The 19,070-nt window shown below is 40.9% G+C and carries 18 protein-coding genes; 6 read left to right on the forward strand and 12 right to left on the reverse strand.

Annotated features, from left to right (window positions below):
- Positions 1-219: 219 nt before the first annotated feature.
- The 6 genes from CWC14_RS17280 to CWC14_RS17305 all read right to left on the reverse strand — a co-directional run bounded on the left by CWC14_RS17280 (position 220) and on the right by CWC14_RS17305 (position 5,620).
- Positions 220-2,793 carry a M1 family metallopeptidase gene (locus CWC14_RS17280; protein WP_024601198.1) on the reverse strand — a complete coding sequence of 858 codons (2,574 nt, stop codon included), beginning with the start codon at positions 2,791-2,793 and terminating at the stop codon, positions 220-222.
- 114 nt (positions 2,794-2,907) lie between these two features.
- Positions 2,908-3,588 carry a site-specific integrase gene (locus CWC14_RS17285; RefSeq protein WP_024601197.1) on the reverse strand — a complete coding sequence of 227 codons (681 nt, stop codon included), beginning with the start codon at positions 3,586-3,588 and terminating at the stop codon, positions 2,908-2,910.
- Between the two features lie 89 nt (positions 3,589-3,677).
- Positions 3,678-4,028 carry a DUF2750 domain-containing protein gene (locus CWC14_RS17290; protein WP_013464070.1) on the reverse strand — a complete coding sequence of 117 codons (351 nt, stop codon included), beginning with the start codon at positions 4,026-4,028 and terminating at the stop codon, positions 3,678-3,680.
- An 11-nt stretch (positions 4,029-4,039) separates the two neighbouring features.
- The gene (locus CWC14_RS17295; RefSeq protein ID WP_138564124.1) at positions 4,040-4,624 is read right to left on the reverse strand and encodes a glutathione S-transferase family protein; all 585 of its coding nucleotides are present in this window, start codon (positions 4,622-4,624) and stop codon (positions 4,040-4,042) included.
- Positions 4,625-4,693: 69 nt separating this feature from the next.
- Complete coding sequence (locus CWC14_RS17300) at positions 4,694-4,975, reverse strand: peptidylprolyl isomerase (RefSeq protein WP_008114778.1); 282 nt, start codon at positions 4,973-4,975, stop codon at positions 4,694-4,696.
- Positions 4,976-5,050: 75 nt separating this feature from the next.
- Positions 5,051-5,620: a glutathione peroxidase gene (locus CWC14_RS17305; RefSeq protein WP_138564126.1), complete on the reverse strand. Its 570-nt coding sequence runs from the start codon at positions 5,618-5,620 to the stop codon at positions 5,051-5,053.
- An 88-nt stretch (positions 5,621-5,708) separates the two neighbouring features.
- Here CWC14_RS17305 and CWC14_RS17310 point away from each other — a divergent pair, with 88 nt between their 5' ends.
- Complete coding sequence (locus CWC14_RS17310; RefSeq protein WP_013464075.1) at positions 5,709-6,197, forward strand: GNAT family N-acetyltransferase; 489 nt, start codon at positions 5,709-5,711, stop codon at positions 6,195-6,197.
- A 110-nt stretch (positions 6,198-6,307) separates the two neighbouring features.
- A complete protein-coding gene (locus CWC14_RS19945; RefSeq protein ID WP_262976636.1) occupies positions 6,308-6,436 on the forward strand; it encodes a response regulator in 129 nt (42 codons plus the stop codon).
- A gap of 43 nt (positions 6,437-6,479) precedes the next feature.
- Here the strand turns inward: CWC14_RS19945 and queG are convergent, their stop codons facing one another.
- From queG to CWC14_RS17330, 4 genes are all read right to left on the reverse strand, one after another.
- Positions 6,480-7,613, reverse strand: coding sequence for a tRNA epoxyqueuosine(34) reductase QueG (queG, locus tag CWC14_RS17315; protein WP_138564128.1), 1,134 nt, complete (start codon positions 7,611-7,613; stop codon positions 6,480-6,482).
- A gap of 70 nt (positions 7,614-7,683) precedes the next feature.
- Positions 7,684-8,904, reverse strand: coding sequence for a methyl-accepting chemotaxis protein (locus tag CWC14_RS17320; protein ID WP_138564130.1), 1,221 nt, complete (start codon positions 8,902-8,904; stop codon positions 7,684-7,686).
- Between the two features lie 58 nt (positions 8,905-8,962).
- Positions 8,963-9,667 carry a glycerophosphodiester phosphodiesterase gene (locus CWC14_RS17325; RefSeq protein WP_138564132.1) on the reverse strand — a complete coding sequence of 235 codons (705 nt, stop codon included), beginning with the start codon at positions 9,665-9,667 and terminating at the stop codon, positions 8,963-8,965.
- Positions 9,664-10,530 (reverse strand): DMT family transporter, encoded by an 867-nt coding sequence (locus tag CWC14_RS17330; protein ID WP_024601220.1) that lies wholly within the window; start codon positions 10,528-10,530, stop codon positions 9,664-9,666. Before CWC14_RS17330 ends, CWC14_RS17325 begins: the two co-directional genes overlap by 4 nt.
- A gap of 223 nt (positions 10,531-10,753) precedes the next feature.
- Between CWC14_RS17330 and CWC14_RS17335 the strand changes: the two genes are divergently transcribed.
- From CWC14_RS17335 to rlmB, 3 genes are all read left to right on the forward strand, one after another.
- Positions 10,754-11,488, forward strand: a complete 735-nt coding sequence (locus tag CWC14_RS17335; RefSeq protein ID WP_171036870.1) for an enoyl-CoA hydratase/isomerase family protein — start codon at positions 10,754-10,756, stop codon at positions 11,486-11,488.
- 207 nt (positions 11,489-11,695) lie between these two features.
- Positions 11,696-14,155 carry a ribonuclease R gene (gene rnr, locus CWC14_RS17340; RefSeq protein WP_138564136.1) on the forward strand — a complete coding sequence of 820 codons (2,460 nt, stop codon included), beginning with the start codon at positions 11,696-11,698 and terminating at the stop codon, positions 14,153-14,155.
- Positions 14,152-14,895 (forward strand): 23S rRNA (guanosine(2251)-2'-O)-methyltransferase RlmB, encoded by a 744-nt coding sequence (gene rlmB / locus CWC14_RS17345; RefSeq protein ID WP_008112440.1) that lies wholly within the window; start codon positions 14,152-14,154, stop codon positions 14,893-14,895. Before rnr ends, rlmB begins: the two co-directional genes overlap by 4 nt.
- An 82-nt stretch (positions 14,896-14,977) precedes the next feature.
- On the opposite strand, the gene CWC14_RS17350 is transcribed toward rlmB, so the two are convergent.
- Positions 14,978-17,134 carry a TonB-dependent receptor family protein gene (locus tag CWC14_RS17350; RefSeq protein ID WP_138564138.1) on the reverse strand — a complete coding sequence of 719 codons (2,157 nt, stop codon included), beginning with the start codon at positions 17,132-17,134 and terminating at the stop codon, positions 14,978-14,980.
- Between the two features lie 244 nt (positions 17,135-17,378).
- A complete protein-coding gene (locus tag CWC14_RS17355; RefSeq protein ID WP_138564140.1) occupies positions 17,379-18,236 on the reverse strand; it encodes a LysR family transcriptional regulator in 858 nt (285 codons plus the stop codon).
- Positions 18,237-18,362: 126 nt separating this feature from the next.
- On the opposite strand from CWC14_RS17355, the gene CWC14_RS17360 reads away from it, so the two are divergent.
- Positions 18,363-18,953 (forward strand): hypothetical protein, encoded by a 591-nt coding sequence (locus CWC14_RS17360; RefSeq protein ID WP_069440118.1) that lies wholly within the window; start codon positions 18,363-18,365, stop codon positions 18,951-18,953.
- Positions 18,954-19,070 lie beyond the last annotated feature (117 nt).

Raw genomic sequence — 19,070 nt, forward strand, 5'->3', positions numbered from 1 at the left:
CAACTAACTTGAAAAACTCCGACCTTTAACCTTTGTCTTTAATTACTACCTCTAAAAGCGCAGCGCCTCTTAACCTCTTTGTGAATAAATTTTTTAAGATCTTATTACACAAAGAGAAGACAATGAGAAGTAAATGAGAAAACATCAGCCATTAGCCCGAGTTTGAGGTTTTCGGCCCGTTACTCGTCGCCCGCAGCCCGCCATCCTTTAAACTTTAACTTATTTGCTATTTAAAAAGCTATTGACTGATTTCAGTTCACGGTTTTTAAGTGCAATACAGTCATTGGTGCTCTCTGCAAGTTTACTTAACGTACGCGCATAACCGGGTACAGCTTCCAGTTTAGCGTCAAAGAAACTTTGCGTTGTAGCTAAACTGTCAGCGTCACAGCTGGCGGTAGTAAAGTAAGGTAAGTTAGGCACAAAAAATGGTGGCAAGCTTGCTGTTACTTTATCGTAGTTGCTATAAATCCAATCAATAAACAGTGCTTGGCGTTCATCGGTGTAACTTTGACCCGATAAAATAGTACGCATATCAGAAGCCGTTACTTCGTCTGTTAAGCTATACGCCAGTACCGCTTTTTGTAGTTCAGGTTTACCAAAGTAACCCATTGCGGCCAGCATATTGGTACGCACTTGTGGATCTTTGGTGGTTTTAAAGGTTGTCATAAACTGATCTAGCAACGCCTTATCCCCATGAAAAGCTGCAAGACGTAAATAAGTACCTGCTAAATAAGGGTCTACCTTTTGTGGATCGTTTAAGTAAGTTTGTGTTTGCTGTTTGGCTTTATTGATCACATTTTTATCTTCACCATCAAACCCTAAGCGTGATACCACCGCGGCACGAAGTTGAGCTACTGCGCCATCTTCGCCCATTTTTGCTTCTAGGCCATATTTTTTAGCGGCAGGCATCACCGCATTTTGAATAAACGTAGGCCATAAATCTTTATTGCTATCGTCTTTAAAAGTACGCTGCTGTGACGCTAAATAACCTAAAGCAGTGTTAGCAACACGCGGATGACTATCGCTGGCAAATACTTCTAGCGTTTGCATTAATTTAGCCGCTGAAATGACACCGGCATCAAGTAGGGCATCTGTTGCCGATAATAGGGCTAAGCGTTCACGGTCGTTTAATACCGTAGCTGCATTATCTATTAGCGCATTAAATTGCGCATCATCCATTACCCAACGGTAATAACCTAGCGCGCCTTGATCTGGATAAATCCACTCTGGTTCAAAGTCTAATGCTAGCGTTTGGCTTTGTTTATTTAATAATACATTGGCTGTTTGTACTTTATCGCCAGCACCATATTTAATCGCAACCGGTACATTCCAAAGTTGAGCCGGGGCTTCAACACCGGCATTGGCAAAACGACTTTGCGAAATCGTAATGCTCTTACCTTGCTGCTTAACGTTAATTAGCGGGAATGACGACTGTTCAATAAACGATTTTAAAACGCTCGCTACATCTTTGTTGGATGCTTTACCAAGTGCTTCCCATAAATCGGCAGCTTCTGCATTTTTATAGGAGAATTCTTTTAAGTAGTTCTGAATACCAGCTTGAAATGCCTCTTCGCCAATCCAGTTTTCAACCATCGCCAGTACTGAGCTGCCTTTGCTGTAGGCAAGGCCTAAACCATCCATAATATCGGCTTCGGTTTTAATTGGTTTGCGAATTGGCTTAGTGCTTAAACGTGCATCTAACGCCATTACGTTGTTTTGTGGTAAATCTAGGTGTGATTCAAACTCAGGATTAAGCTGCTTAGTAATTTTTGCCGCCATCCAGCTTGCAAACGCCTCGTTTAACCATAAGTCGTTCCACCACTTCATAGTCACTAAGTTACCGTACCATTGATGAGCTAATTCATGGGCAATAATAGAGACATTACGTTGTTTTTTACTACGCGTTGCAGCTTCTAAGTCAACCAGAAGAATATCTTCGCGGTAAGTCACTAAGCCTGAATTTTCCATAGCGCCAAACGGAAATTCAGGAACAGCCACTGAATCTAGCTTTTTATATACATAAGGAATACCAAAGTACTCTTCAAGTGCGCCCAGTACTTTAGGCATGTTCTCTTTTGCATATTGCGCTAAATGAATTTTACCTTGTGGGGTGATCACACGCCCAGGAATAGGCATGCCTTTAATTTCTAGCTCTTCAAATGGACCTACAGCCATAGCCACTAAGTAAGATGGAATTGGTGGCGTTTTATCAAAGTAATGGGTGGTCATATCGCCATTCACCGTCGTTTTTAGCTCAGGTGTATTTGAATACACTTTTTGTGAGGTGGGGGCGGTAATGGTTAACTGAAACGGAATTTTATAGCTTGGTTCGTCAAACACCGGAAATGCACGGCGCGCATCACTCATTTCAAATTGCGTGAACAAGTACGGAACGCCTTGATCTAGGGTTTTATATAACCCCACACTCTGGCGGTTATAAGGCGCTGAAAAATCTATTTTTAAGGTGTATTTACCTGGCTGAATTTGCTCTTCACAGCTAAATTTAACTTTACCTGTTTTAAGCATTTCGCTGTTCAAATCACAGTTTTGCTCACCTAGTAGTTGCACCATTTTAGTTGCATAATCAACACCATTGAGCTCAATGTAGTGTGTTGGTTTGAGCACTTCTAAGCTGATCTCGGTCATTCCTGTAAAGGTATCCTGACTTGGGTCGAGCGTTAAAGCGACTTTTTGTGAACTTGGCTTTGCGAGTTTTTCAATGACGAATTCGTTAGCATGAGCAGCATTCATCGCAAGCGCAACGCTCACGGTTAAGAGGCTTTTTAAAAACATAGTTATCCCTAGATTTTTTGTTGTTAGAAACAGTCATATAGACGGCACTTCATCTTAACAGCTTTTTTTACTAGAGTAAGCGCAGATCGCTAAGGAAAAGAGTAACAAAGTTTGTCAGTGGCTATCTCGGGCTAAAAACCGCTGCCAATGAATATGGGAATTGATAACCCGGATCTGTTGTAGCACCTTATTTAACAAGGCTATATCGTTAAAGTTATCATGAGGGTAATCATTAAAGCCCATTAAATAATTAAAGCAGTCTTTGTTGCCTGCTTGCAGGGCATAAATACGAATTTGCTGTTCAAAGTTAAGCCGTAAACTACTAATGGCGGTTTTCATACCGAGTTGATCCACCGAAGGAATTGCACATTTTTGCAAATATCCTGCGCGTTCACCCTCTCCTGAAAACCATATGCGCACTTTTTCGCTATAGCGCCCTGTTTTAGCGGGAAGATCAAACATTAAACGGGAGTGATTTTGTGCTTTTACATAAGCTAAATAGTCATTAAATCCGGCACTAATAAGGGCGTGATGAACAGGCACTAAACGTGGCTTAATTTTACCGTGGGTATGAAAACTAAAACAGAGAATATTATTTTTAAATATTAGGTCATCAAGGGTTAAGCAGCCAATTTCATCACTGTAAGCGCCACTGTAATAAGCAATTAAGGGCAGCCAGAAATGCCAGTGTTTAGCTTGTTCGCGGGCAAGCCGTGTATCACTATAAATATATCCGTTATAGAGCGTATGCAGCTCCATAGCTGAAAATGGACGACGACCAAGATGGGTTTTCAACGTATTACCTTGACAGTTTTTATTATTTTTATACCCCAACTAACCGTTGCTGTTAGTTGGGATAATGTCAGCGAACTAACGCCTAAAACTTATTCGCTTAGCGCGCGAGCTAAACCTACCGGTTCAATTTCTACACACACTTGATCGTCATTCCAATTTAAACCCACTAATGCATCATCAGATTTTAGGTCTTCAACCCAATCATCTAAAAACTCATCAAGGTTTATTTCTACAGGGCTGTAGTCTTGCCACTCTTCTTTACATTGTGCTTGTGCTGCGTCTTGTGATTCCCACAGTAAAAGTACATCGGTGTCGTCAAACTGATTTGACTCACATACAACAAAGCCACCATCATCGGCACCCAGTGCCCAGATCTGCTCACTAACACGTACTTTTTCTACAAAGCTAACTAGTTGTGATTCAATTTCGATATCGCTCATGTATCCACCTTTTAAAATTTGAGTCGAGGGTTGGTATTTTTAGCCGCTTGACGCTGACTAAACGCTTCATAAAACTTAACTAACTGCGGCTGCGCGCTAAAATCAGTGAGTTCACGAAAGCATATCCAATCAAGTAAACAGTATAAACTGATGTTGAGGCATTCACAGCTTTTAAATTCATCATCGCATAAATGCTCATTTAAATAGTGTAATGTTTGCGCAATTCGCTCATTTTGCAGATTAAAAAATAGTTTATCAGCTTGCGTGTCAAACCCAGAACGCTGACATATCAATAACTCAACCAATGAATCATTGCAGGCATTGATGCTAGTTAAAAAATGCTCTTGAGGCCATGTAAGTGGGGGTTGCTGGGTTTTTTCAAGTAAGTAACGCAGTATGGTATTTGAATCACTTAGGGTAAGCGTGTCATCGACCAATATAGGGATTTTGGCTGCTGGATTTTTTGTGACCACCAACGGCCGATCGTCTTTAGAAAAAATATCGAGATTTATAAACTCAAGCGCACAGTTATTTTGTTCTGCCCAGATTCTAACGCGGCGAACATAAGGGGAAGGAATAGAGCCAAATAGTTGCATAATGGGGCTTTTGCCAACTCCACATAAATAAAAAGCCGCTGATGCGGCTTTATTAATAAATCGATTTGCTTACTCTGAGCGGCTGGTTACTTCTAATAAATGGTAACCGAACTGTGTTTGTACAGGGCCTTGTACTTGATTTAGCGGCGCTGAAAATACCACCTTGTCAAATTCAGGCACCATCATACCTGGGCCAAACTCACCTAATGCACCACCATCTTGGCCTGATGGACAATTAGAGTGCAGTTTAGCGAGCTCTGCAAAGTCTTCACCTTGCTCAATTTTATCTTTAAGGTCTAAACATTGTGCTTCACTGTCTACGAGTATGTGCCTTGCACTTGCAACTGCCATAAGTTCTCCTACCTGTAAGTTTAGTTTTTAAATTTGATAGCAACATCTTAGTAAGGCTAAACTGAAAACACAAAGTTAAAATGCACTTTTGATTACGCTTTCTAGTTTTGCCGAATCCGGTGCTACGCGGCTGTTAAAGCGCGTAATCGTTTTGCGATCGGCCGATACCACGTATTTATAAAAGTTCCAGTTTGGTGAACTGGTTTGGGCGTTTAAATGCTTGAAAATAGGGTTTGCGTCACTACCACGTACTGCGCTGGTGGCCAGCATAGGGAAGGTAACACCATAATTTACATAACACACTTTTGCGGTATCTTTTTCATCGTTCTCTTCTTGAAAAAAATCATCTGATGGAAAGCCTAATACCACCAAGCCTTCGTCTTTGTATTTATTATAAAGCGCTTCTAAACCTTCAAATTGCGGCGTAAAACCGCAGTTACTCGCAGTGTTAACAATTAAAAGAGGCTGGTTCTTAAAATCACATAAGTTAATGGTTTCAGTTGAGCGCAACTTTCTAAGTGAAACATTCGTGAAGTCATTGCAGGTGTTTGCATCTAATGAAGGGGCGGGCGAGTCTGCGGCATATGTATTTAGCGAAACACAACTTAACGCGAGGGTTAAACCAAGTATTATTTTTTTTATCATGCTATTACCTTAAGTGCGTTTTTAGAGTATTTATGTAACTTATCATACGCTACTATAGGCTAAATTGATCAATTTTACTTTATTTTCTATGACTATACGTTTAGCAAAACCTGATGATTTAACTGCCATTGTTGCTATTTACAATGAAACTATCCCTAGTCGAATGGTCACCGCCGATACCGAAGAGGTGACCGTCGCTGATAAACAACCTTGGTTTGATAGCCATACTGCTCAACGCCCTATTTTTGTTTACTGTGAGAATAACCAAGTATTAGCGTGGCTTAGTTATAAATCGTTTTATGGTCGCCCAGCTTACGATGGCACCGTTGAGTTAAGCATTTACATTACGGCAGCAGCCCAAGGAAAAGGGTTGGGTAAAAAGCTGATGCAATTTGCACAACAACAAGCCAAGCAACTTAATATCGAAGTATTACTTGGGTTTATTTTTAGTCACAACGAACCGAGCATTAAATTATTTAAGCATTTTGATTTTGCAGTATGGGGAGAGCTGCCTAACGTAGCAAGAATGGACAATCAGCTGTACAGCCTGACTATTTTTGGTAAGCATTTAACCTAGTACCATAACAAAAGGCTGCAAAATTCACTTTTACGTAGGTGATTATGCTAAACCAAAAATTCTAGACTATGCTGAAAAGGTGTTTAATTAACTCTTTAAAGTGTGTCTAAATGGCGAGAAAAATACTTATTATTGATAGCAGTAGCATGATTGCTATGCGCTTAAAAGTGTTATTAGAACTAATTGGCTGCCAAGTTGAATTAGTCGGGCTAAACTCGTCGCTACGGTTAGGCAGATAGCTTGTATCAGCGACATTATGTCGCGTTTTTTTAGGCAATAGGCTTACGCGTCTCTGGGTAGGCCTTTTTCAACAATCCGTATTAGCCGTGCTGTTTTGCGCAGCTTTTGTCTTTGTTTATCATGTTGCTGGGTAAGTGCCCATTCTATGTGCTCATTCACCATGTTACTGACCGTTTTGCGTTTATCTTCAAGTGCATGAATAATCGCTGGGCTAAAATCTGCGTTACCTAAGCCAACCGCTATATTTCGTAACCAACGCTCATGGCCAATGCGCCGAATAGGGCTGCCCTCGGTATTTGTTAAAAAGGTAGTTTCATCCCAGGCAAATAACGCGAGTAAGTCTTTATTTTTTAATTGTGTACGGGGGTGGAAGTCTTGCTCGTCGGTAATTTGTCCATAGCGATTCCATGGGCACACTAACTGGCAATCATCGCAACCATAAATGCGGTTACCCATTAAGGTTCGGTATTGCTCTGGAATAGCCCCTTGATGCTCTATGGTTAAATACGATATGCATTTACGTGCATCTACCACATAAGGTTCTACAATAGCGCCGGTAGGGCAAAGGGTTATACAGGCAACACATTTACCACAACCTTCGAACGTGTTTTCATCATCAATAGGCAGTGGTAAATCTACAAATAACTCGCCTAAAAAAAACCAAGAACCCGCCTCTTTATTTATTAATAAAGAATGTTTACCTCGCCAGCCAAGCCCTGCTTTTTCAGCTAATTGACGCTCAAGCACTGGCGCTGAATCAACAAAAGGCCTAAAGCCATAGTCACCTACCTGCTGTTCAATTTTTTTACCTAATTGCTTGAGCCGATTACGCATTAATTTGTGATAGTCACGGCCAAGCGCATAGCGGCTGATATAGGCTTTCTCGTTATTTTTAAGGTTTTTGGCAAAGCCTGAATCTGGCGGCAGGTAATTCATTTTTACTGAAATAACTCGTTGCGTGCCAGGGACTAGCTCGCTAGGGCGGGCGCGTTTCATTCCATGTGCAGCCATGTAATCCATTGAACCATGATACCCTGCATCAAGCCAACGCTGAAGCTGTGCTTCATGCTTAGTTAAATCAATGTCAGTAATGCCCACTTCACTAAAGCCAAGTTGTTGGCCCCATAATTTTATTTGCTGGGCTAGCTGTTCATAGTTTGGTTTTACGTCGCTCACATACTTCACATAGTTAAATGACAAGCCGCTTAATTTAGCATAATCGCGGCTTGGGTGAAATTGTTATTGCCTAATCTACAAAGCGTTTTAACTGTTGTTGGGTTTGTTGGCTTAGCTTTTGTGATTGTTCAGAATCATGCAATGCGGTATCTATTTGTTGCTTGGCTTGTTCGCCTAGCGCCACAATTTGCTCAACCGATTCATGCGTTTGGTTTTGGGTATCTTCGAGCAAGTGTACGGCATTGGCTATTTGCTGCAATTGTTGTTGATTAAGTTCAAACTCATTGAGCATTTTACCAAACCCATCAGAGGTGGTGTCAATTGATGTTTGCGCATTATTTGAGTGGTTTATTAATTGCTCTGACTCTTTATTCGTTTCATTAACGAGCTCATTCATTTGGGTAATAAAATCACTAATTTGGCGGGTTGCATCACTTACTTTAACCGATAGGGTACGAACTTCATCGGCAACCACGGCAAAACCTCGCCCTGCCTCTCCGGCCCGCGCTGCTTCAATTGCCGCATTAAGCGCTAATAAATTAGTTTGATCAGAAAACTCTTCTACCATTTTTAAAATGCTACGAATGTTTTCACTATTCTCTTTTAAGCCTGCAATCGTTTTAGAAAAACTACCCAGCATTTCATTAATAAGCCTCACCTGCTCAACCAGTTTAGACAGTTCGCTTGCAGAGAGCTTAACAAAGCTAAGGTGTTCATTATTTACCTGATGTACGCTATCAGTGTTACTTACTATATCTTGCAGGCTTTGGGTAATTTGATTACTGGCATTAATAATAGTGTGGCTTAAATTAATTTGCTGCTCACTCAATTGTTCAGTGTGTTGCATTGATTGCGTTACTTGGCTGTTACTCTGCACACTTTCCTGAGCGCTGCTGTAGGTCGTACTTAATAAGCTGTTTAAATGCGTAGTAAACTGATTATATTGTTCACTTAAATCTCTAAATTCATCAAAAGTAAAATGAGGAAGTTTGGCAGCTAAGTTGGCATCTTGTTGATTAATATTAATCAACGTATCGCGCATTGCTTTTACCGGGCGCACAATTAAAAAGCGCATATAAAAAATAGTAAATATAAAACCGGCAACAATCAGCAGGGTTAATGCCCAAAATAGCCCTGTGCTTTGTTGATTTTCAGAGAGGCTACTGTGTAACCAAAATAATGTAATAGCTTGAAATAAAAATACAAAACTTAAATTCCCAACTATTTTTCGGGTTAAAGTATAAAACAGTGTTTGTTCTAAAAAATTATAAATACGCATGTAGCTACTCATTAAATAGTGACCTACTAAATTATTGTTTTTATAGCATAAATGGCAATTAAATAATTAGTTATAGTTCATTTAATTGCGCTAAATAATGCTTAGTTCGTTCAGGGTCGTTAGTAAAAATACCATCAACACCACAGGCAAGCATCAGTTTAATATCTTCGACTTCATCTACGGTGTAAGCAAATACTTGTAAACCGCGCATTTTGGCATCGTCTACAAACGGTTTGTTCATAAAGTTTTTGTCAATATGAATGCTAAAGGCCTGTAAGTCTTGTGCAAACTTTGCATACTGCAATGGAATTGATGCAGTAAGTGCGCCAATTTTAAGCCACGGTAAACGGCTCTTTAGCCAGTGTAGTTGATGATGATTAAATGATGAAACTAAAATATTGTCTGCGTTTATTTTTTTGTTCGCAATGTTACTTTCAAGCACGGTTGCAAACTTTTCAAGTTCAAAGGTATGCTTTAGCTCTAAATTAAGTAAGGTTTGGTTGCTATTCCAGTCAATTAGTTGTTGTAGGGTAGGCACTTGCTCACCATTTCCCGCATCAAACTGTTTAATTTGCTGGGCACTAAAGTCGCACACTTTGCCTTTGCCATTAGTGGTTCTATCGAGGTAGGTATCATGAATAATAACGTAATCATCAAGCGCGCTTTGTACATCAACCTCAATGCCATCTACATTCGCTTTTAACGCCGCTATAATGGCGCTTTGCGTATTTTCGGGGAAGTGTGTGCTTGCGCCTCTATGTGCAAATATTTTCATGGCTGCTTTTTCCGTGAAATTGACCAAGTTTCAAAGCACGCAGCACTAACAATCAGTGCGCCACCAATCAGGGTCATCACTGAGGGGCGTTCGTGCAGAATAATTATAGCCAGTATTGTGCCATAAAGGGGCTGTAAGCAAGAAATCAATCCAGCGGTCGCTGCTGATAAATGTTTTAAACTCGCTGCAAATAACGAATGCGGCATCGCAGTAAACACCACACCGGCAATAAGCAGCAATATTAAATCAGTATCATTAATTTCTGTTATGGGCACTTCAATAAAAGCACACAGCATCAGGCTTGCCACTAAGGTTTGGTAAAACATGGTTTGCGGTCCACCATACTCGCTAAAGTAGCGTTTATGAGTAATATTACGAAGAGCAAAAAATAATGCTGATACCACGCCCGTCACAACACCTAAAGTGATGTCATCGCCTAAATTAACGTTAGGGATCAATAAATAAATGCCAAAAATCACCACCACAGCACTTATTATATCTTTTGTTTTGGGCTTACTTTTATTAAATAGGGGCTCTAAAAATACCGTGATCACAGGATAGGTAAAAAAGGCTAACATGCCCACGGTAATTCCCGCCAATTGCATGCCTGCAAAATAGGTTACCCAGTGAATACCTACGGCAACGCCTAATAAAATGGCAATCACATAATCTTTAGCGCGATGCAGCTTAATTGGTTTTTTTTGCAAAGTTAGTAGCACACAAATTGCCAGCCCAGCGATAGCCGCGCGATAAGCGGTAATATCTAATGCATTTAAACCAATTAGCTTTGCGAATAAGGCGGTACCGCCAAATAAAAGGACGGCAATGTGTAAGTAAATTAAGCTTTGTTGTTGGGACTGCATGACGTTTCCTTGCGCTGCTTTTAATGCAGTTTAACATTACTATTAATTACTTAAGATGAAATTTTTAAAAGCCTTAATAATTAATATGCAATTATTTAGGGGATTAATTTTTTAAGTGTAATAGCGATTGTAAAATCAAAACTACGCGTTACTATGCTGTTTATAACTATAAAAGTAACGAAAAGTGCCAAAAGCGCAGCTAAAAGCACTAAATGAGGGTCTAATGACAGCATTAATAGAAATTACCACGCAAGGAAGCACGGCTATCCTTACTATGAATACAGCAGAAAACCGCCATAATCCAACCTTTATAAACGAGTTTAATCAACATCTAGATACGATTGAGGCTAACGAGCATATTAAAGCGGTGGTGCTAACCTCAAGTAGCGATAAAAGTTGGTCTTTAGGCATTGATCTACAATGGATGGCAAACCCTGACAACACACCACAAATAATTGCCGATTTTATGAACTCGATAGGTGCCTTGTTTAAACGTATTGTAACTTTTCCTATGCCTATTATTGCCGCGCTAAACGGCCACAGTTATGGTAATGGTTCGGTACTGGCGTGTGCCTGTGATTTTAGATTTATGAAATCAGACAAAGGCTTCTTTTGCTTCCCCGAAGTCGATGTATTAGTGCCGTTTGTACCGTCTATGTTTCCTATTATTAATAAAGCCATAGATCAGCAATTTTTTAATCGTTTAGCCATGACCGGTGAGCGCGTTGATGCGCAAAAATTATTACAACATAACGTTATAGAGGCCACCTTTTTTGATGAACAAGCCTTGCAAACGGGTGTGTTAGAGTTTGCGCAAAGCTTTAATAAAAATCGCTGGATATACTCTCAAAACAAAACCCAAATGAACAAACCAATACTCGATACTATGGTAAAACAAGATCCGAGTTTTATCGAAGATATAAGTAATTTGCTGTGGAAAAACTTACAGCAAAAGTAAGTGGTTTTTAAAAAGTGAGTAAACATCAGCACTGCTATTTTACTCACTTTTAAGCTCTTAAATTAAGTACATGTTAAGCGTTATTTAGTTATATTTTCACAAAATGCAAAAGGTAATAACGCTTTATTAAAAGTTTAATGGCTTTTACCTGTCTCATTGCGAGTATATGAGTTAAAATACTTACATAACCAACTAACAAGATAGTGAATGTCAAACCAAGATCCAAATCTCAGTCGAGAACAAGAAAAGTACGAAAACCCAGTCCCTAGTCGTGAGTTTATACTTACTCACCTGCAAGAGCGTTCCAAACCTGCTAACTACGCACAACTATGTGAAGAACTCGCAGTCAACGATGAAGAACGACAAATAGCATTTAAGCGCCGACTTCGCGCCATGGAGCGTGATGGGCAGCTGTATTTTAATAAATTTAAATGTTATGCCCTGATTGACGAAGCCGGTTTAACCAAAGGCAAAGTAGTCGGCCACAGAGACGGTTTTGGCTTTTTAGAAGTTGAAGGCGAGAGCAAAGATTGGTTTATTGCCAAGCATCAAATGAATATGGTGCTACACGGTGACATCGTTCTTGCCAAAGGCACTAAACGCGGCTCAGGCTCAAAATGCGACGCACGCATCATCAAAGTACTCACTAACGAGCGCGCACCCATTGTAGGGCGTTATTTTGTTGAGCATGGTATTGCCGTTGTTGTGGCTGAAGATCCGCGCATTACCCAAGACATTATTATCCTACCGGGTAACGAAAAAGGCGCGCGTCATAACCAAATGGTGCAAGTGCAAATAACCCAAAATCCAAGCCGTAATATGAATGCGGTAGGTAAAGTTATCGACGTACTGGGCGAGCATTTAGCGCCGGGTATGGAAATTGAAGTTGCGCTGCGTAATCACGATATTCCACACGTATGGCCTGAAGAGGTTGAACAGCAAGTTGCCCACTTAGGTGAATTTGTTGAAGAAGCCGATAAACAAGGTCGAGTTGATTTACGCGGCTTACCACTTGTCACTATTGATGGCGAAGACGCTCGCGACTTTGATGACGCTGTTTATTGTGAGCCTAAAAAGTCAGGTGGCTGGCGCTTATGGGTAGCCATTGCCGATGTATCCCATTATGTAGGTATGAACACGCCGCTTAACAAAGAAGCGATAGAGCGCGGTAACTCAGTGTATTTCCCTGAGCAAGTTATTCCAATGCTGCCAAAAGTATTGTCTAACGGTTTGTGCTCGCTTAACCCTGAGGTTGATCGCCTTTGTATGGTTGCAGAAATGACCGTATCGCAAGAGGGTAAGCTGTCAGGTTATAAGTTTTACGAAGCGGTGATGAACTCACATGCACGTTTAACTTACACCAAAGTAAATGCCATTTTACAAAACGATGAAAAGCTACGTAAAGAATACGCAGCTGTAGTGCCACATTTAACTGACTTACAGCAAATGTACATGGCATTAAAAGCAGCGCGCCAAGAGCGTGGTGCCATTGAGTTTGAAACACTCGAAACTCGTTTTGTATTTAACGCACAGCGTAAAATAGAATCAATTGTGCCAGTTATTCGTAACGATGCGCATAAGCTCATTGAAGAATGTATGATTTTAGCCAATGTTTCGGCTGCTAAATTACTGGAAAAACATGAAGCCAGCGCACTGTATCGAGTACATGATGAGCCCGATAGCGAAAAGCTGGGTAACTTTACTCAGTTTTTAACTGAGCTGGGGATTGAAAGCACGCTAAGTGATGAACCAACCCCGAAAGAAATCACTCATGTATTGGCTCGTTTAGGTGACCGCCCAGAGGCTGAACTTATTCAAACTATGCTGCTGCGCTCAATGAAGCAAGCGGTTTATCAGCCAGATAACATAGGTCACTTTGGTTTAGCATTATCGGCTTACGCGCACTTTACCTCGCCAATTCGCCGTTACCCAGATTTAGTGGTGCATCGTGCAATTAAAGCGGTATTAAAAGCACAAGGGCAGCAAACCTCTGGTGAATACGCTTACAGCGATGATGAAGTCGATCAACTTGGTGAGCAATGTTCTACCACTGAGCGCCGCGCAGACGATGCCACCCGTGAAGTAGCCGATTGGTTAAAATGTGAATACATGCAAGATCATGTAGGCATGGAGTTTAACGGGGTTATTTCATCGGTTACTAACTTTGGTTTATTTATTCGTTTAGATGACTTACAAATTGATGGATTAATACATGTTACTAATTTAGGTGATGAATATTTCCAGCATGATGCAGCTAAACATTGTTTGGTGGGTGAGCACACACATACGGTTTATCGTTTAGGCGACAAAGTCACTGTGCAGGTTGCCTCGGTAAGCTTAGATGATCGTCGTATAAACTTAACGCTTAAAGGCGATGTTGCTCAAGATCGTTATGCGCGTCGTCGTGCACCTAAAAAAAATGCTCCAGCGTGCGTTCGCTCGCAACTTAAAGCCGGTAAAATCCCGGGTAAAAAGTCAGCAAGTGATGACAAAAAGCCAAAGGCGGGTAAAAAGCCTGCTGCAAAAGGCAAATCAGCGAGTAAATCAAAAGTAAAAGCGGATGACACCACCGCTAAGAAAAAAACCAAAAAGAAAGCGGTCAAAAAGCCTAAAAGACCAGGTAAAAATGCCCGTAAACGTAGTAGCCCAGGAGCAAACAATTCGTGAGTAATGAATTAATTTTTGGCTTTCACTCTGTTGAAGCAATTTTGGCAAAAGAGCCAGAGCGTTTTATAGAAATATACGCCCTTAAAGGACGTGATGATAAGCGCTTATCGCCAGTGATTGAGCAAGCGCGTCAGTTTGGTATTTCAGTACAGTTTATGCAACGAAAAGCGCTTGATAACAAAGCGAAAGATGAACAACATCAAGGCATTATCGCCAACGTGAAAGCGGCACGTGTGTTTAACGAAAAAGATCTTGATGAGATCATTGAACGCGAAGACACCCCGTTTTTACTGGTACTTGATGGCATTACCGATCCGCATAATTTAGGTGCCTGCTTACGTAGCGCCGATGCTGCCGGTGTTCATGCGGTGATAGTTCCTAAAGACAAGTCAGCAAAGCTTAATGGCACGGCACGTAAAGTGGCCTGTGGCGCAGCTGAAACAGTACCGCTTATTCAGGTTACTAACCTTGCACGTACATTACGCGAAATAAAAGACGCAGGTGTATGGGTTGTAGGCACAGCCGGTGAAACCGACACACATGTGTTTGATGCCAGCTTAACAGGCCCAATGGCGATTGTGATGGGAGCTGAAGGCGAGGGTATGCGCCGTTTAACCCGTGAGCACTGTGATGTACTCGTTAAAATTCCAATGGCGGGCACGGTTTCAAGTTTAAATGTATCGGTTGCAACCGGTATTTGTTTATTTGAAGTATTACGCCAGCGCGCAGAAACAAATTAAGCCTATTAATTACATAGGCATTAAAAAGCCGAGATTGATTTAATCAACCTCGGCTTTTTTGTACTTTTAAGTTAGCACTTTATTAAAAACTGTAAGAGTAGCCCATTTGTACTGAACGTGGCTTACCAGGTTGAATACCGCCATTTGCACGGTTAGCAATGTAGGTTTTATCAAACAAGTTATCTACGCTTAGGTATACTTTTTGGTTTTCGTCGATTAAGTACTTAGCAGCTAAATCCCATACAACACGGCTATCAATCGCATTTAAGCCTGAGTTAGTTAAATCAGCATGTGCATCAGACACGTAACGTATTTGGCTATTTACCACAAAGTTATTCACTTCTGCGCCAAACGATAAAGCAACCTGGTTCTCAGGTACGTAAGGCATTGCATCGCCTTTTTCTACTGAGCCCCAAATTTCTGAATCAAACGTGTTTTTAAATTCTGAATCTGTGTAGGTGTAAGTTAATTTTACTGGAAACGCAACCGATGCAGTATTAAACGTACGACCTGCGCTAAATTCAAAGCCCGATACTTCTACTTCACCGTAGTTGTATTGGTCACCAATGTTATCGTCATTACAACCTATTGATGCAGTACAGTTACCATGCATATTGTCGTAATCAGAGTAAAACGCAATTACTTCACCGTTAAAACCGCCCGCATTAAAACGAGAGCCAAACTCGATGTTGACGCTTTCTTCTTCGTCTTGGTCGGCATTACCCGGTGCTGCAGGGGCGTAACCTTTTTGAATACCAGCAAGTAACGTAACATTGTCGTTAAGTGTGTAAGTAGCGCCTAAAGACGGTACTAAAATTTCAGTATCGTTAGAGATATCTTTTGTTAAGCCTAGGCTACGGGTTGGATCTGACTTAGCCCACTCTTCACGGGTAATAGTTATGTCTTCATAACGAAGACCAGCACTCATTACTAATGCATCCATTGTCCATTCGTCTTGAATAAATAACGTGCTTGCTTTTGCACTGTCTAAACGGTTGCTGTTAGAGCCAGGAGCGCCTTGTGAGGTAAGAGTCATGCTTAAATCTTGATTAAGCGTGTATTTGTCTTCCCACTGGAAACGATCCATTTCGTCTTCGTGGTAACGTACGCCAACCGTAATGTAGTGATCGCCCGCTGGGATATGTAATTCAGACTGTACACCTTTGGCTTGGTAGTCACGGTTATTAGCTTTAACACCGATGTTTTCAATACCAGCAGCCGTTGGGTTTGCTTCAAACTCGCTGTATTGCTCAAGTGTGCTTGAACCAACACTACTTGCTTTGTACCAGTTACGGTGGAAGTCGTTTAGATAAGCGGTTGCTAAAACTTCATAACCTTCACCAAAACGGTATGCATAGTTTACTTGGTATGCATTATGGCGAGTGTTCATTTCATCATTTTGCGATGCCGCATAACGACGGTACGGGTTTTGTTGGTAATCGGCATCGGTTAAACCCATGTAGGTTTCGTCTGATGTTTCTTCAGAGTACTTTACTTTGAACTCAATGTTATGCGCATCGTTTTCACCAAAGGTATGGCCAAACTTTACCAATACATCGTTTTTTTCAAAACCAGTGTTGTCATCACCTACTGACAATTCTTTAAAGCCATCAGCGCCGTAAGAAAACACTTCAATTAAGCCTGCAGTGTTGTTTTTTTCTTTTGCGAAGTAAGCGTGACCTTTGTAATAACCATCGCTACCAAGGGCTGCATCTAGCATGCCTGTTGAGCTATTTGGCTCAGTTGGCAGGCTGCGAGAAAGTAAATTTAATACACCACCGGTTGTACGCGGGCCGTATTTAACAGAGGCAGCACCTTTTAGTACTTCAATTGACTCCATACGCCCCATAGTAGGGAAGTAGTAAGCCGATGGCGCAGAGTAAGGAGCCGGAGCAACAAGTACACCGTCTTCCATCACAGAAATTTTGTCGTTACGACCAGTACCTGTACCGCGCATACCAATATTAGGGCGCAGGCCGTAGCCATCTTCTTCTTGCACGTAAACACCAGGTACAGATGCTAATACGCGAGAAATATCGGTAAATTCGAATTTTTGCAATTCTGCATCTGAAATAAACGTAGCAGATCCTGGAATATCGTTAATAGCGGCTTGTGAGCCAATAACGGTAATTTGTTCAAAGTTACGCTCAACTTTGTCGGCATCTTTTGCCATTGCTGTTGTGCTTAAAGACAGCGCAATAGCTGCAGTTAACGAAGAAACTAAAAGTTTATGTGACATTGATTACCCTAAAAATAGTTCAACTACTGAAATTGGCGTAATTTAAACATGTTAACGAATGAGAATCAATATTATTAAGTTTTACTATCATTTACATTTGTCGTAAAAACAGGCTGTTTTTATAACATTTTTAACTAGGTGTTTATTTTTGTTTTATAAAAACAGGGATAATGTATTGGCTGGTGGCGGTTAATTTAACCTGAACGCTGCTTGAGATAGATTTATTATCCAGAGTCCAGGTTATTTAAGCAGTGGGGTAACCTAAGCGCAACTTAATAAACTCAGCGAGTTTAAACACGGCGTTTTCAGGTTCGCGGGCAGTTTTAACTAAACTAATGCCAATGCTACCAAGCGCAGGTAAATTTTTAGTGTGTAATTGAAAGGTTAAATCGTTCGGCACCGTACTTCTTGCCAGTACAGTAATACCTAAACCTTCTTTTAACGCCGCAATTAAACCGGTTAAATCGGCGTTGCTGTAAACAATACGGTATTTAATACCTGCTTTTTCAAGCGCTTGGGTTGCTCTGCGTCGGTAAATACAGCCCTCAGGCGCTGTTACTAAGGTAACGGTTTCATTTTGCGCCAGTGAAAGATCGCCAACCCACACTAATTGGTCTTGAATAAAAATAGGGAATTTTTCTGAGTCAAGCTGCTCATTTAGCGCCAGTACTAAATCAAATTGATCTTGGCGCTCATCCGAAAGTAAGTGTTTACTCAAACGTGACTTCACTTCTAACGATACATCAGGGTAGAGCGCCACAAAGTCGCCAATAATAGAAGGTAAAATACGTGCTGCAAATTCGCTAGGGATCCCCAGGCGCACTTTACCAGTGACACTTTCTGAGGTGAACAACTGTAAGATGGCATCGTTATGTTGCACCATTTGTTTTGCCATAGGCAGTAACAGTTCACCATATTGATTAAGTACTTGGCGTTGTCCCTGCTTTTTAAATAATTTATAGCCTAATAAGTCTTCTAAACGTTTTACTTGTAAGCTTACCGCCGGTTGCGAAAGGCCAAGTAAATCGCCTGCTTTGGCAAATCCACCTACCTCAACCACCATAACAAATGTGCGTAAACTGTCGGTTGAAATGTTTTTCATATTTAAAATTACTATTTATATGGCTATATATATAAGTATTATTTATCAATTGATAAGTAATTACAATTTGTTGTTGTAAGCCTTGCGCAATATACTTTTGCTATTAAAGATAGATAGGTATTTGTTATGACTTTTAACCCGATAATGTTTGCCCGCCATAGCAACGCTAACAGCGCGGTTATTAATGCCTTACAAGCTAATAACAGCCACGTTGTTATTGATTTTAGCGGCAGTGAAGCATCGGTATTTTTAAGTGCTATTTTAGGTCATGACCTCACCAAACTAACCGCCAGTGGCTTTGGCTTTAAAGGCACATTGGATGGCGATTTAAATTCTGATTTTAGCTACGCCGTTTACTACTTTAGCGAAACCGCCTTTCGATTTGTACTCCCAGTAAATGCCAGCTTGCAATTACAAGCACTCATTAACGAGCAACAGCTTAGGTACGATATCGACTTTGTGGTACGCACCGATTTAGCAACCTTTACCTTAACCGGTAGCAACGCCTTTGATACCTTAGTTGATGCGTTTAAATTAACACCTGGCTTACGCCTTGCTGATGCGCAGCTTTGTTATGGCGCGCAAAGTGGCGAAGTGTTTGTTACCGCGGTAGATAAAAACAACGAGCAGCAGTTTATAGTGATTGCTAAAACGCCTACGCTTGATAAGTGGCAACAGTATATGCAGCAACAAGGCTTTAGTGTTACTAACACCTAAGCTGTTTAATTCGTTAAACATATTTTTGTTAAAGATTACAATTTGGTAGGCGTATTAATGGCTACCATGTTATTCCCCCTCATTCAATTGAGGCCACGCCCACACACATGGGTTAAT

The sequence above is a fragment of the Pseudoalteromonas sp. S3260 genome, from assembly GCF_005886925.1.
Classification (GTDB): Bacteria; Pseudomonadota; Gammaproteobacteria; order Enterobacterales; family Alteromonadaceae; genus Pseudoalteromonas; species Pseudoalteromonas tetraodonis.